Below are 15355 nucleotides of genomic sequence, written 5' to 3' on the forward strand. Positions count from 1 at the left end.
GCTTTGCTATAGTTTGAAAAATTGTGCAGGCAGGGTGAATGATGACACCGGTAATTCAGGAATTTTTTGATTCAGATTCAAACACCTACAGCTATGTGGTGTATTGCCAGCAAACAAAAAAGGCGGCGGTGATTGATCCGGTGTTGAATTTTGATGCCGCGGCTTGCCGGACCGCCACGCATGGCATCAAGCAAATCATCAATTATCTAACGCAGCAGCAGCTAACGTTAACCTGGATTTTGGAAACTCATGTTCATGCCGATCATTTATCCGCAGCGCCATTTTTAAAACAGCAACTCGGTGGCAGCACGGCGATTGGCCGTCAGATCACCCAGGTGCAACAGGTTTTCGCCGAAGTGTTTCATGCTGAACCGGAGTTTTGCCGGGATGGCAGCCAGTTTGACCTGTTGCTGAATGATCACGAACAGTTGGCGTTGGGTGAACTAACGATTGAGGTGCTACATACGCCGGGTCATACGCCGGCTTGTGTGTCGTATTTGATTGGTGATGCGGTGTTTGTTGGTGATACTTTGTTTATGCCGGATTACGGCAGTGCCCGTTGTGATTTCCCGGGCGGCAGCGCTGAAGTTTTATACCAGTCCGCACAGCGACTATTTCAGTTACCCAAAGAAACCCGGATGTTCCTCTGTCACGATTACAAAGCAGCAGGGCGCAATGAATTCTGTTTTCAAACGACCATTGGCGCGCAAATTTCTGCCAATATCCATTTGCATCAGGGCGTGAGTCAGGCCGAATTTGTGCAGATGCGCGAGCAACGGGATGCTACGTTATCGATGCCAAAACTGATGTTGCCAGCGGTGCAGGTCAATATGCGGGCCGGACAATTTCCGCCAGTTGAAGATAATGGCGTGCAATATCTGAAGTTGCCGTTAAACCGGTTTTGATCATGCTGTAAGTGGCTGAAAGTTTGAGGGGTAGAGGTCAATGAAGTTATTTGTCGCTACCGACATTTTTGGGGATACGCCGGAACTGCAGGTCTGGCTGGCGCCGATAGTACAGGCGAGTGGTGGCATGCTGGAACTGGTATCGCCTTATAAAACGCCATTAGCTAAAGAATTGGTAGCCCCAGCAGCAGGTGCTGCAGACGAGTTAGTTTATCAGCAGTTTTTAGCGCAGGGTGGTCTCAGCGCTTATGTCGAAAAACTGCAACAGCGCTTGCAATTACAGCAAGAGCCTTTTGTCGCCATCGGCTTTAGTGCCGGCGCTGCTGCTTTATGGCAATTGGCAGCCTCACCACAACCCGGGTTACAGCAGCTGTTTGCGTTTTATGGCGGGCAAATCCGGCATCACGCTGAGTTAACACCGCTGGTCAGCACAACATTGATTTGGACGCAAGAAACCCATTTTGATGTGGCGCAACTTCACCAACAACTACACCAACAACTAGCGCAGCGGCCACTGGTATCCAGTGTGCTGACGCACTTCGAACATGGGTTTATCAATCCGTATTCCAAAGGTTTTAACCACAAAGCAGCCAGCGATTATCAACACTGGCTGATTGCAAAGATGAGCTGTGTAGTTAAAGTTACTTAACGAGATCCTTAGCAGGCAGCTTAACGAGAATTCGTACTTTCGAAAATTTTATCCGCCGAAGCTGCAACAAAACCCCGATACAAACTGCCATCAGCCGTTGGGAAACGACGGGCGAACTCGTAGAAACAGCTTGGGATCAGCGCTGTACCATCAGTAAATTCGACCGGTGCTTCGTCGGCTAAAGTAGACGATTGTTTTAGCAATACATCCTTGCTGCCTTTAATTTCGCCGCCTGAAGTATTCAGCGCAAAACCGGCTTTTTTTAGCACTTGATTGACTGAATCTAAAGTTTCGAAATTGCTTAAAGCATTCACCGATACGGTGAAGTGATTGGCGCGAAAGCCCCAGACCGCAGTCCAGGCAGCATATTCACTTTCAGTCAACAGCGTTTGATAAGTCGCCTGATCAATATCCCAGTGCCGGCCTGAGTACAGGAAATTATCCGCGGTGGTCACGCTAGGATCCAGCTGTGCCACTAAATCGGTGATAATTTTTTGCAGTTCAGGCGAGCACTTTTCCAGCAATAATTCCGAAATAAACACTTTAGGAACATTGGCATCCGGGTGTTCATAATGTTTGGCGTATAGTTTTTTCGACTCAAAGTGATATTCACCACCTTCGACATAACCCAAAGCCAGAAAATGCGCGGCCAGTTTGTCCAGGCCAATTTGCGGCAGATTAAAAGTCCGCAGTGCGATATGGTCGTTCACCACATCGTCCTGTTGCGACGAGCCGAGCAGCGCATGAATTTTTTCTGCCGATGGGGTGACAGTCAGGTAGTTTTCCCACAGTTTGGCAAAAAGTTCGTTGACGTTGGTATGCATGATCAATCCTATATAAAACAGCTAGATGTAATAGAAAATTGGTAAAAACAAATACTTCTGGCGGCTGAGCACTTCTGGATCAGAGCACTCAGCCCCCTACAAATTAAATCGTCAGACCCGGATTCAGCGTTGCCGGCAGCGAAATCGCATCAGCTTCTACGGAAGCCACCGGATAGGCGCAATAATCGGCAGCATAATATGCGCTGGCGCGGTGGTTACCACTTTTCCCGATGCCGCCAAAAGGTGCAGCGCTGGATGCGCCGGTAATTGGCTTGTTCCAGTTGACGATACCGGCACGAATACGGGCAAAGAAGTACTGATAATCGCTGGCGTCATCGGCCAATAAACCGGCTGACAAGCCATACGCTGTGTTATTAGCTTCAGCAATCGCCGCATCAAAATCGGTGTAGCGATAGACTTTAAGTAATGGCCCAAAGTGTTCTTCATCCGGTAAAGGCGCAGCGTCAGTGACATCAATAATACCAGGCGTGACAAAACCAGTACCCGGCTGAATATGGGTCAGTTCCAGCAACGAAATACCACCAGCAGCCTGAATATCAGCCTGGGCTTTGACCATGCCCAGCGCGGCTTTTTCGCTAATCATTGCACCATAAAATGGCTGCTCAGTGGCAAAAGGCTCGGCAACCCGGATATTACGGCTGGCCTGGATCAGCTTCGCTAAAATAGCATCGCCATTGGCAGAACTTTCCAGAAACAAGCGGCGGGCACAGGTACAACGTTGGCCACTGCTTAAAAATGCCGATTGAATAATGTCGTGTACCGCAGCGTCAATATTGCCGACGTTTTTCACGAGCAGGGGGTTATTACCGCCCATTTCCAGCGCCAGGATTTTGCCAGGCTGACCGGCAAATTGCTGATGCAAAAAGTGACCGGTATTGGAGCTGCCAGTAAAGAATAAGCCGTCAATACCAGGATGACTGGCCAGTGCTTTGCCAGTCGCCACTTCGCCTTGCAGCAAACTGATAACACCAGCCGGAATACCAGCCTGTTGCCATAGTTTCACTGTAAATTCAGCAACTTTTGGTGTCAGTTCCGACGGCTTAAACAGTACCGCGTTACCAGCAATAATGGCTGGAACGATGTGGCCGTTTGGTAAATGCCCCGGAAAATTGTAAGGACCAAACACCGCCACCACACCGTGCGGTTTATGCCGGATATAAGCTTTAGCACCTGGCATCGGGTTTTCGACGGTGCCGGTACGCTCGGCGTGAGCTTTGATCGAAATCGCAATTTTGCCGGTCATTGCTGCCACTTCAGTGCGGCTTTCCCACAACGCTTTACCGGTTTCTTCGGCAATCAATACTGCCATCGCCTCAGCATGTTCTTTTAACTGATCAGCAAAAGCTTGTACCACGTTAATCCGTTCCGACAATGGCCATTGTGACCAGTCGATAAAAGCTTTGCGTGCAGCCTGAATGGCGGCATCCACTTGCAGGGCGTCGGCACTGTGGCCTTGCCACACGATGGCGCCATTGGCAGGGTTAATTGAGTTAAATGGCGCACCAGCACCGGCTTGCCATTGCCCTTGAATGAATTGCGTTGCCTGACTCATTTGGCACCCTTATCTAAATTTAAATAACGAACAAAATCACCATCAGCAACTTTTAACGCGTCCGCTGCAGCAGGGCTGATTAATAACGCATTACGCTCGCTGTCAAAACGGCAATCATCAGTAAAAGTAGCGCGGAAATTCAGCGTTTCGCAGTTACACACTGCCAGCTGATTCACACCTTTGCGGACAGCGGTGTCAGCCTCAATCACCACTTTCACCCGATGACTCTGCCGGACCGACTTAATTTGTTTCAGCTGTGCTTCAACCGTAGGGCCAGCATCAAATAAATCAACATAACCACGATGTATAAAACCTTCGTTTTCCAGCAGTTTCAGCGCTGGTTTGGTGTTTTCATGCACTTCGCCAATTACTTGCTGCGCAGAAGCAGGGAGCAAGCTGACGTAAATTGGATGACGTGGCATCAAATCAGCGATAAAGCCTTTATTGCCCACACCAATCATATGGTCGGCAGTAGGGAAGTCGATGCTGAAAAAATAGGTTTGCAACCATTGCCAGAATGGCGGCAGGGCGTTGTCGTCGGCGACACCACGCATTTCGGCGATCACCAATTTGGCAAAACGCTTTGGCTGCTCGGCCATAAACAAAAACCGCACCTTGGATAAAAACCGGCCATTTAAGCCATTGCGAAACGGCTCGCGCAAAAATAAGGTACAGATTTCAGAAACGCCGGTGTAATCGTTACACATGGTCAGCACTTCGACCGGATTAAATACATTCAGCTCGTTCGAGTGATGAACCACGGTACTTTGGTGAAAATGGTAGAGCGGGGTACTTAACCCAACCGAAGCTTCAATTCCGGAAGTCCCCAGAATTTCACCGCTTTCGGTATCTTCCAGCACAAACAGATAACCCTGGTTACCAGGTTTATCGGTCTCGACGGCAAAGCTGTGCTCGGAATGGGCAATTTTTTGTTTGAGTTTTTGCTCATTTACCGGCAACGAGGTAAAACCAGCGCCTGATTCGGCGGCGATTTGCATCAGGGCCGGGTAGTCCGACTGTTGGATCGGGCGGATCAATAACATCTGGTATCTTCCAAATAAACACAAAACAGGAAACAAAAATGCTGATGGCTTCACTGCCACCAGCATTGTCAAAAGGTAGCGATGTAGCTGCTACCCTTGCTCGTATTAACAGCAGCGATTAACCGGCGTTTTTCGCAGCAGCAGTTGCTGCAACCAGCTTGGCAATCGCCGCTTCAAACCGTTCTAAACCGGCTTTGATATCCGCTTCCGGGATAATTAACGATGGTGCAAAACGCACCACGTTATAACCGGCCATCAGCACCAATAAACCTTGCTCAGCGGCAGCCAGCATAAAATCACGGGATTTTCCGGCGTAATCAGCGCTTAACGCTGCGCCTAACAATAAACCTTTACCGCGAATTTCACTGAATACCTGGTATTTAGCATTGATAGCGTTTAAGCCGTCACGGAACAGTTGTTCGCGTACTTTGACGCCATTTAATACTTCCGGCGTGTTGACCGTATCAAAGGCAGCTAAACCAACGGCGCAGGCCAGCGGGTTGCCGCCGTACGTGCTACCGTGAGTGCCGACCACTAAATGTTTGGCAATATCGTTGGTGGTCAGCATGGCGCCAATCGGGAAACCGCCGCCTAAAGCTTTGGCAGTAGTCAGTACATCAGGAACTACACCTAAACCCATGTAAGCGTATAAATCACCGGTACGGCCAACCCCAGATTGCACTTCATCAAAGACTAATAACGCATTGTGTTGGTTACACAGCGCGCGCACACCCTGAATAAATTCAACCGTCGGGCTAATGATGCCGCCTTCGCCTTGCAGCGGCTCTAACACCACGGCGCAGGTTTTGTCGGAGATCAGTGCTTTTAAGCTGTCGAGGTTGTTGTATTCAGCATGGTCAATATCGGCAGGTTTTGGACCAAAACCGTCTGAATATGCAGGCTGACCACCCACAGATACCGTAAACAGCGTACGGCCGTGGAAACCTTGTTTAAAGGCGATGATTTGGGTTTTTTCCGGACCGTAGTTATTTAACGCGACGCGGCGCACTAACTTCAGTGCCGCTTCGTTGGCTTCGGCGCCTGAGTTGGCGAAATAGACTTTGTCAGCGAAGGTGTTGTCGACTAAACGTTTTGCCAACATTAAGGCTGGTTCGTTGGTCATGGTGTTGGATAAATGCCAAAGTTTATTGGCTTGTTCGGTTAAAGCTTTCACTAATGCCGGGTGGCAGTGGCCAAGGCAGTTTACCGCGATGCCGCCGGCGAAATCGATAAACTCACGGCCTTGTTGATCCCACAATCTGGAACCTTCACCGCGAACCGGCACTATTGGCGACGGGGCGTAATTTGGGACCATCACTTCATCGAATAAACTTCTGCTGACTTGCATGTGCAACCTCTGGATTAACAAGATAACCGGCGACGCGGTTTTTAAGGGATTTCCTCTATTATATTGGGCAACTCCCACAAAATGCAGTAGCATTATTAGCAATATATGTTTTTGTTTTAGCAGAATGACGTGAGTAACAAGCAAAATGCTAAGTAAAGAAGACGAACGTTTACTTTCTATGCTGCGCGCCAATGCCCGCACCAGCATTTCCGATCTCGCCAGAATGCTTAATTTGTCGCGATCGACGGTGCAAACACGCATCGACCGGTTGGAGCAAACCGGCGTTATCAAAGGCTATGTAGTTGAATATGGTCAAAAATTTGTCAGTACTTTGGTGTCGGCACATGTATCGATCAAAGTGAAACAAAAACTGACTACCAAAACCAATGTCGAATTAAAGCAAATCCCGCAAATCAGCGAGCTGTATGCCATTAGCGGCGAATACGATTTAATTGCCGTGGTCCAGGCGCAAAGCACCGAGCAGCTCAGTCATTTGCTGGATGATATTGGCAATTTAGACGGAGTCGAGCGCACGACTTCTGCGGTGGTGCTGGAAACCAAATTTAAGCGGTGACCGTAAAACAACCACCAAAGTACTTGTCTTTGGTCGGGCGCTACTCGCCGCGTCAGCGGCAGTACGCCGGACTTTATGACGGACTAGCCTGCGGCTGAGTCGCGCCCTGCGGTCGATTGCAGCACCAAAAGCTGTAATAAAACCACATAACAAGGCTTTTGTTGCGAAATTGTGGCTAGTCCAACCAGTTGCATGAAATTTTACTACCATCAGCAACACAGGTAAAATCCACACACTTCTGTGCCATTTGGCCGATTTTTCAGGAATTTTATGCGTCAGTCAGAGCAAAATACCCCTTTGTATACTCATTACGCCGGTCCGGCGTTGCTGGAAACTCCGTTATTAAATAAAGGCAGCGCATTCAGTCGCGAAGAGCGGGCGGCCTTTAACCTGACAGGGTTGTTACCACCGCGTTATGAAACGATTGAAGAACAAGCAGCCCGTGCTTATATGCAGTATTCGTCGTTTGAAGAGCCAATCAATAAACATATTTATTTGCGGGTGGTACAGGACAACAACGAAACGTTGTTTCACCGCTTATTACAAAACCATTTAGAAGAAATGCTGCCGATTATCTACACCCCAACGGTTGGCGACGCCTGTGAGCGGTTCTCTGATATTTACCGCAGCGCCCGTGGTTTATTTATTTCCTACAGTGACCGTGACCAGCTCGATGATGTGTTACGCAGCGCCACTAAGAAAAAAGTTAAAGTGATTGTCGTCACGGACGGCGAGCGGGTACTTGGCTTGGGTGACCAGGGTATTGGCGGTATGGGCATTTCCATCGGAAAACTGTCGTTATACACCGCCTGTGGCGGCATCAGCCCAGCTTATACCTTGCCGGTCTGCCTGGATGTTGGTACCAACAATGAAAAACTGCTCAACGACCCATACTACATGGGCAATCGCCATCGTCGGATCAGCGGTGATGACTACTACGAATTTGTTGATCAGTTTATTAAAGCGGTGAAACGCCGTTGGCCGGAGGCGATGGTGCAATTTGAAGATTTCGCGCAGCCGAACGCCATGCCGCTATTAAAACGCTATCGAGACCAAATCTGCTGTTTTAATGATGATATTCAAGGCACTGCCGCGGTGACAGTCGGCACTTTACTGGCAGCCTGTCGCAGTAAAGGCGAGAAGCTTTCTAACCAGAAAGTGGTGTTTGTTGGCGCTGGTTCCGCCGGTTGTGGTATTGCTGAACAGGTGATCAGCCAGATGGTGTCAGAAGGTTTAACCGACGCCCAGGCGCGTAGCCAGGTGTTTATGGTCGACCGTTTTGGTTTGTTGACCGAAGGCATGGCCGATTTACGTGATTTCCAGCAGGTATTGGTGCAGCACAAAAACAGCATTGCCGACTGGTCATTTAGCGGCGATTACGCCTCGTTGCGTGATGTAATGAACTGCGCCAAGCCCGATATTTTAATTGGTGTGTCTGGTGTCGCGGGGCTATTCACCGAAGCTGTGATCAAAGCGATGAAGAAAAACTGTAAGCTTCCAATCATCATGCCGCTCAGTAACCCGATTAAACAAATTGAAGCAAGGCCGGAAAAAATTATCGAATGGACCGATGGCCAGGTGATTATCGCCACCGGCAGCCCATTTAAACCGATTGAGTACAAAGGTAAAACCTATCCGGTAGCCCAATGTAACAACAGTTATATTTTCCCTGGTATCGGTTTGGGCGTGTTGGCAGTCAAAGCGCAGCGCATCAGCGATGATATGTTGCGGGTGGCCAGTGAAACGCTGGCTGCAGCATCGCCACTTGCCAATACCGGCGAAGGCGGCATTTTGCCACCGCTGACCCAACTTGCTGAACTTTCAAAGAAAATCGCCTTTGAAGTGGCCAAAGTTGCGATGCGTCAGGGTTATGCGCTGGAATTGGATGATGCGGCACTGCTGCGTAAAATTGATGCAAACTTCTGGAAACCGGAATACCGGCACTATAAACGCGTCAGCGGTTAAGCCGCTGTAGCCATTGAACTATCGTTGCTGATCTGTCATTCAGCAGCGGGTTTCACCTGAAACCCGCTGCTGAAAATTTTCGACATATTTTTCCGAATTGGTACAACTTTTTTCTGCTCGTGATCGACTATTTGCCTGAACCCACATTTTCAGGAGCATGGTCATGATGTTAAAAATCACCCCGCAATTTAAAAAAAATCTTGGTCTTAGTCTGGTGTTAGTCCTCGTAACCACCGCTTGTAGCCAGGCTGTCAGTTCACAAGCCGCGACGCCGTCAACACCATTAACAACCTCAGCACCAGTGACTACAACAACTTCAGCCAGTAACGACTATCAACTGCAAATTCTAAAAAACTGTGAATTCGTCAAACAACGTGCACTTAGCAGTGAAGAAATTGCGTTGTATCAACAACTTAAAAGTGCCGAGCAAAATATGACGGCATTGCAGGCGCCGCTGGACCTGATGGAGCAGCAGCTTGAATCTCAGACGAAGTTATTAGAGTCGATGTCGGCGCAAATTGAACAACAAGCACAACACGGCGAACCTGATCCGGTGTTACTGGAAACGCAGGCCGAATTGAGCCAGCAAATCAGTGCCATTGTGGATAGTTTTGAACCTGATATTGCAGCCGTTTCGGCCAATGGCGAGCAGATTGGTGTTATTGCCGATCAATTTACTGCTTTGCTTGCTAAAGACACGCCGGCCGGTAGCTACGATCAAATGCGGGTGATCAGCCCCGGTGAACAGACAACGAAGGACTGTAACAATGGCATGTTTTTCCACAAGTCATTTTCGGTCAAGTCGTTGAAGGCGATGAAAGCTGCGGATTAAGTGCTGCAGATCCATACTGAAGTGGTCAGTGGTCAAGGGGTCAGAGTTATTAACTCTGACCCCTTAAATTTGAAATAAAATCAATCAATTGGCTACAGCTTTCACCTCTGATTTCTGTTGCTGCCGACGCTGCGCGCCCAGTAACAACAATCCACCAATCATCAGCGCCACTGCTGGGGTAGCAGGCACTGCCGATGGCTTGGCAATGACGTCAAAACTGGCATCCAGCCATTCTGGTTGCAGTAAATCACCGCTGAAGGTTAATAAACCAAAGTAAGATGGATCAAGATTTAAGCTAAATTGTCCGGCCGCCAACGCGGTGAACTCAATTTTCGCTAAGGTGAAACCGCCTAACTGCAGCGCTGCAAGCACTGCCTGATCGGCCGCCCAGTCGGCGTAATCTTCCAGCGCCAGACTACCATTTACAGCATCATGCGCACTGTATTGGTAAGAGCCAAAGCCATCGTCAAACGAATTGCCATGACCCCAGTTTACCAGCGCCAAAGCTGAATTCTGATATTGCATGGCCAGAAAAAAGCCACTAATCAGGCTACTGGCGTCGCTCAACTTCAAGAAGGCGGTCACTTTTCCACCAACTTGATACTGTTGTTTGTCTGTTTCAATGGTGATTAACGCTGCTTGTGCCTGGCCGGCACAAAGTAACGAGGCAGCTGCCAGCACTAAAGGTAAAAATGCTTTTTTAAGAATATTCATCAAGTTACTTCCTAAATTGGTATTGTTCCGGAGTGACTGCGCAACACGCTTTTACTGCGCAGTCACAAGATTTAAATCGCATTTTTTCTGCGTTATCTACTGCTCTATTTACCGCTCTAGTTATTGAGCAATAGCGCAACGCGGTAAATCGCAAAGCTTCATCATGGCCTGTACGTCCGCCTGATTGACCTTGGTATCAAGGTTGAAATCGAGTGCACTGGTGAGGCCGGTGTTGCTGCGTAAACGCTGATTGAAGATGTCCACATCCCGCTTGTCGACCGCATTGTTCTTATCCAGATCGGCAGGGCGGAACTGTGCGGCACAGGTGCCGGCACCCGCTACCACGCAATCTAACCACTGGTTAAAGTCACTGTCGAAACGGGTGTTCCAGCTCGCTAAAATGTCCTGATAAGCGACAAACTCTGGTAACGGTGGTGGTAGATCGTCATTCGACTGACCGCAAGTCCAGACCCAGTAGCCTGAACCCCAGGCGCTGTCGTCATATAACCAGCTCCAGTTATTGGCGATCGCAACCGGTTTTTCCTGCCAGCCCCAGGCGAAACTGCAAGGCGCTGCCGAAATCTGATACTTGGCCGCACGTAAAGTTGGCAACAACGGCTCGTTAATTTCCGCGCGCTTGCGTTCAAACATGTAACGCACCGCTAAATAACCCCAGTGATAGGTGCGGGCAGTGTTGCTGTTGGCATAGGTGGTTTGGAACAGGTTGCTTAAGTCGTAAGTTTTGTTGGGTGCTGCGGCCAGCGCGTTCGGATTGGTGTTTGGCTGAGATAAGTATTCAGCCAAACCTTCTCCCCACCACACCAGATTGTCTGGCTGATCACTGAAGCTGCCCCATTGGTTGTAACGGCCATCGAGATAGTGAATGTATTCGTGCTCCAGGTTCCAGACCACAAAAGACGGTTGCAGCCAGGTGGCCTGGTAGGCAATAAACCGCGCCTGATTGTCCGGATCGGACGGCGTGCCTTCTAAATACATCCCGCCGTTATTGGTATTGATGCCAAAAAAGTCACCGGCGAAATTCTGATAGTCGGTCGACGATTTGAAAATCACCACTTCTAAATCTTCGTTATTGTCATTGGCGACCGGCGCTGTAGTGGAGAAGGTTTGATGAAAATGCGCTTCTTTGCTGCTGAGCGAAGTACAGATTTGAGTCAGGTTCTGCGCCGATATCGGCGCCTGGAAGCGGACTTTTAAAGTATCGCTACAGACGTGATGGCCCGACAAAATGGTACTTTCTAAATCAAAACTACAGGCGCTGCCATATAAAGCACAGTTGGCGCTGTCGTAGCTTTTCACCATGCTTTGCGCATTGACCCAGCCTTGTGAGCCGCTGCCGCCAAAGCTATAGGTGCTTAAAATATGTTGCAGCGCCGGACGAACCGAAGCTGCGATAGCGCCGCCCATTTTCAGCATCCGGCCTAGTTCGCTGATTGCATCATTCCATTGATATTCACGGGTATGGCCGACCAGCCATAAACCATCGGCCTGCACAAAATCACGCAGGCGGGTGACAATTTCTGGCTGCTCGGTAAGTAGCAGTTGCAGCTCTGCGCCACCATTGTTGACGAGATTAAAATAATGCGTCAGCAACTGGGTCATGCCACTTTCTTCATAACCGACGCCCCAGTCATTGTTGCGATTCACCGTATTGGCATAACCCTGGATCGCCTGGCTAAACCTGGCTAAATAACGCAGTGCCGGTGTTCTGGAGCTGTTGACCAAAATCAGCATTTCGTAGCGCAGCATGTAATTGCGAGATGCTGCGCCGTTAGAATTGGTGCCGTTAAAAGTAACGAAATGATCACCACCAAAGTAATCATCAAAAGCGACAATCAACTGGTTTTGATATTGCGTCTGAAACACCCGGTTCGAACCAGCAGAAATTTCTGCCCAGTGCATAGCGCGTAAGTAAGTGACTAATTTTTCAATGACGGCTGCGCCAGAAGCGTCGGAACCATCGAATCCAGCCATACGGTCAACAATAGCATTGACGATGGTCAGGATTTTAGCGTCTGTGAAATGCTCTGTACCGACAAAACCTGCGTTATAAAGTCCATATAAACAGCTGCTTAACTGCGCATTGCTGACAGCTTCAACTAAAGCAGAGCCGTGCAGGCCAAGCAGTTGGGAAGGGGAAGTGCAGGCGGCTGCAGCCTGCGCGCTTTGTTGGTTTTTCGAAAGTCTCGGGCTTTGGGCGACAGCTTGATACTGCTTACTGGCGTCCAGCGTCCACTGCGCGTCCAGTTCAAGACCATGCTGCAATACATCAATGTTGGCCTGAACTTTTTCGAATTCTAGCGGTGATAAAGTACGAGGTGGTCGTACGGCCTGACTAAGTTGTGCCGGCTTGTCGCTGGCTTGCTGATGTTGATTCGCATGAATTTGTAACTTGGCAAAATCTTCGGTTAATTGCCCCGGATGGGAGATGTTCACATCCTGTCCGGCATAAGCATAACTACTGCTAAGCATCAGTAGCAGCAGTGATTTTTTGGCATTCATCTGGTACATTCCTTCCTGTGATCTGAGTTTTTATTGTTGGTCGTGTTCGGACTTTTAGGTGTTGCTGTACCTGCGCAGGTTTATCTAAAGTAACACAAGGGATATTGTATACAATATAATCGACATGGTTTATTTTTGTCTTAACGATGAATTTTTAATTACATTTACATCTAACTGAAATCTGTACAGAGTCTGCTATAGCTGAGATCGAGTGCCAGAACGGGCTTGATGAAAATTCTGCAAGACATTGAAAATTAACGAAATAGGGAAGTCGACTGTGTTATTTGTGGTGATGCTGGGTGGAAAACATCCAAAAGCTAAAATTGAAGTGCATGACGTGGTATTTGCCTGCGGCGATTCGCTGGATCAAATTTATCCGCAGCTGCGCCAGCAATGGTTTGGCGCACCGGTTGGTATGCATATTGATTCGTGGCTGATGATCGATGGCGTAGCGGAATACCAAGTCCGTTTTACTGACGTCGCTCCAGGCCCAAACGAGCCCAGGTTATATTTCATCAATTTAGGCGGTTACCATCCAGGTCAATTCGGTGAAGATCATCTGTATTTGTTAGTCGTCGCCAACGACAAAATCAGCGCCAAACAACAAGGCAAAGCCATCGCTAACAACCAATGGCAACAACCACACACCGACAATTTACTCGACGTCGATGACTGCATTCCAATTGAGCAAGTCGATGGCCGTTACATCAAACTAATCGCAGGACCGCATCATGGAATGCAATTGCAGAGTGATTATATTGTGTTGGGTTAGCTGTAAACGCCAAAAATGCTATCAGTCCGTTTTAACGAAAAACGGGCTGCTGGTTTGAGCAGAATAGGTTGATTGAGGCTTGGGTGTGTTTGACGGGTGTATTACATAATGTTTTATTTAACATAATATACATTATGGGGTGTCATGTTCAAGTAATTAATCAGGGCGCTGCACTGAACCTTCGGACGTTATCAACTCGCCAACTGTCGCTTTTGTTAAAGATTCTAAGCTGCTACGATAATTAAGACAATTAAGTCACTACGTCCATTCTATGGGTGTTTGGTAGCGTCGAATTAACCGGAGTCGTGAAATGGGACAATTAGACAGGGATTGGTATAAAGAGCATCATCAGAAAAAGTTAGGTATTAGAACGCTTGATAATGACCCGCGTGAAATCGATCTGCCTGAACAAACCCCAAACCAACTAAAGTTCACGTTGTTGCATTTTCTCATCCTCTCGGCGTGCTTACTCGGTCTGATGATTTGGTATTTCGTTTCAAAATAGATCGCCTCTGGCCATCAACTGATAGAATCCTCCACAATATTACGTAAATGCCAGATAGATTCAAAACGCACGACCCAGAATAAAATTAAGGTTATTAGCAATGGAAAACAATGCCATCGTTTATCATTATTGCTCTACCGAAACTTTTCTTAAAATAATTCAATCTAAAACATTGCATTTGTCCGAGCTGGCTCATACCAATGACCCGCAAGAGGTGTCTCTCGCTAAACCAATAATTATAAATTTACGTGAGGAGCACCCAGACATACTGAATGATGTAATAGATCCATTCGCAGAAGACCGCTCATATTTTTCACTTTCTTTTTCATGCAATTCCGATTTACTAAGTCAGTGGCGGGCATATTCATCAAACGGCACAGGATTTATGATAGGAATTGACCCCGAAATCCTAAAAGCTATAAATCGAGAAATGGTACACAGCGAAGAATTAACCTTCGAAAATGTTTTTTATGACACCGACGCCTACCGAAACCATCTGAAACAGCAAGTATTCTCGTACGGCAACACTAAGGCTAGATCTAATAATTCACTTTATTTAGGAAAATTAAATTCATTCGCTTTCCAACGGTACTTGATTAAGCAATGCGGCCTATTGAAAGACTCATTTTATAAAGAAGAGAAGGAGTTACGGGTATTTAGAGTAATTAAAAAACCTGAAATTCTTTCTGAATCCCTAAGTGAGTTCCATAGAATTGTGAAATATCACTACAGCAAAGGAAAAATAATTCCATTTATCGAGCTGGTATTGTTGGATAGTCAAAGCATGTCAAATTGTTTGAAATCAGTAATGCATGGCCCTAACAATGCAACCTCAGAAATTGATGTGAAAAATTTACTACTAGCAAACGGTTTTAATAATGTTCTGATTGAGAGATCAAAAGGCTCGTATCGATAATGGATGGTCTGTAACTCCATGCAGTGGCAAAAGTTACGGTATCCAAAGCGGCAATGCCGCCGCCAGAAAACAAAGCTTCCCCTGCCTCTGAGTCTGTAAAAAAATCTGTGTAAGTGGCATTCTACCTAACTCCTTGGAAGGGATAAAGAATGCCAATTACAGACCAATTACTGGATCAGCTGTTAGCTGACTGCAAATCTCCTGAAGATCTGATG

14 protein-coding genes are annotated in these 15355 nt (G+C 47.7%); 8 read left to right on the forward strand and 6 right to left on the reverse strand.

Features of this window, described 5'->3' with window-relative positions:
* The first annotated feature begins 41 nt into the window (after positions 1-41).
* Together EOE67_RS12420 and EOE67_RS12425 are read left to right on the forward strand one after the other, a co-directional pair.
* Entirely contained in the window at positions 42-905 is an 864-nt protein-coding gene (locus EOE67_RS12420) for an MBL fold metallo-hydrolase (protein WP_240652802.1), read from the forward strand.
* 40 nt (positions 906-945) lie between these two features.
* Positions 946-1554 (forward strand): dienelactone hydrolase family protein, encoded by a 609-nt coding sequence (locus EOE67_RS12425; RefSeq protein WP_127699400.1) that lies wholly within the window; start codon positions 946-948, stop codon positions 1552-1554.
* A gap of 20 nt (positions 1555-1574) precedes the next feature.
* Here EOE67_RS12425 and EOE67_RS12430 read toward each other — a convergent pair whose 3' ends face one another.
* From EOE67_RS12430 to EOE67_RS12445, 4 genes are all read right to left on the reverse strand, one after another.
* Complete coding sequence (locus tag EOE67_RS12430; protein ID WP_127699401.1) at positions 1575-2378, reverse strand: DUF1338 domain-containing protein; 804 nt, start codon at positions 2376-2378, stop codon at positions 1575-1577.
* Positions 2379-2481: 103 nt separating this feature from the next.
* Positions 2482-3951, reverse strand: coding sequence for a succinylglutamate-semialdehyde dehydrogenase (gene astD / locus EOE67_RS12435; protein ID WP_127699402.1), 1470 nt, complete (start codon positions 3949-3951; stop codon positions 2482-2484).
* Complete coding sequence (gene astA, locus EOE67_RS12440) at positions 3948-4994, reverse strand: arginine N-succinyltransferase (protein ID WP_127699403.1); 1047 nt, start codon at positions 4992-4994, stop codon at positions 3948-3950. Before astA ends, astD begins: the two co-directional genes overlap by 4 nt.
* Positions 4995-5112: 118 nt before the next feature.
* Positions 5113-6342 (reverse strand): aspartate aminotransferase family protein, encoded by a 1230-nt coding sequence (locus EOE67_RS12445; protein ID WP_127699404.1) that lies wholly within the window; start codon positions 6340-6342, stop codon positions 5113-5115.
* 145 nt (positions 6343-6487) lie between these two features.
* Here EOE67_RS12445 and EOE67_RS12450 point away from each other — a divergent pair, with 145 nt between their 5' ends.
* From EOE67_RS12450 to EOE67_RS12460, 3 genes are all read left to right on the forward strand, one after another.
* Positions 6488-6916, forward strand: coding sequence for an Lrp/AsnC family transcriptional regulator (locus EOE67_RS12450; RefSeq protein WP_127699405.1), 429 nt, complete (start codon positions 6488-6490; stop codon positions 6914-6916).
* A 270-nt stretch (positions 6917-7186) separates the two neighbouring features.
* The gene (locus tag EOE67_RS12455) at positions 7187-8881 is read left to right on the forward strand and encodes an NAD-dependent malic enzyme (protein ID WP_127699406.1); all 1695 of its coding nucleotides are present in this window, start codon (positions 7187-7189) and stop codon (positions 8879-8881) included.
* A 163-nt stretch (positions 8882-9044) separates the two neighbouring features.
* Entirely contained in the window at positions 9045-9713 is a 669-nt protein-coding gene (locus tag EOE67_RS12460; RefSeq protein ID WP_127699407.1) for a hypothetical protein, read from the forward strand.
* A gap of 84 nt (positions 9714-9797) precedes the next feature.
* Here the strand turns inward: EOE67_RS12460 and EOE67_RS12465 are convergent, their stop codons facing one another.
* On the reverse strand, positions 9798-10427 hold the full coding sequence (locus EOE67_RS12465; protein WP_127699408.1) for a hypothetical protein: 630 nt from the start codon (positions 10425-10427) through the stop codon (positions 9798-9800).
* A 120-nt stretch (positions 10428-10547) separates the two neighbouring features.
* Complete coding sequence (locus EOE67_RS12470; protein WP_164852316.1) at positions 10548-12947, reverse strand: collagenase; 2400 nt, start codon at positions 12945-12947, stop codon at positions 10548-10550.
* Positions 12948-13224: 277 nt separating this feature from the next.
* Between EOE67_RS12470 and EOE67_RS12475 the strand changes: the two genes are divergently transcribed.
* From EOE67_RS12475 to EOE67_RS12485, 3 genes are all read left to right on the forward strand, one after another.
* Entirely contained in the window at positions 13225-13719 is a 495-nt protein-coding gene (locus EOE67_RS12475; RefSeq protein ID WP_127699410.1) for a DUF1543 domain-containing protein, read from the forward strand.
* 310 nt (positions 13720-14029) lie between these two features.
* On the forward strand, positions 14030-14224 hold the full coding sequence (locus tag EOE67_RS12480; RefSeq protein WP_127699411.1) for a hypothetical protein: 195 nt from the start codon (positions 14030-14032) through the stop codon (positions 14222-14224).
* 100 nt (positions 14225-14324) lie between these two features.
* Positions 14325-15140 (forward strand): DUF2971 domain-containing protein, encoded by an 816-nt coding sequence (locus EOE67_RS12485; protein WP_127699412.1) that lies wholly within the window; start codon positions 14325-14327, stop codon positions 15138-15140.
* The last annotated feature ends 215 nt before the right edge of the window (positions 15141-15355 follow it).

It is taken from the genome of Rheinheimera riviphila (assembly GCF_004005945.1).
GTDB lineage: Bacteria > Pseudomonadota > Gammaproteobacteria > Enterobacterales > Alteromonadaceae > Pararheinheimera > Pararheinheimera riviphila.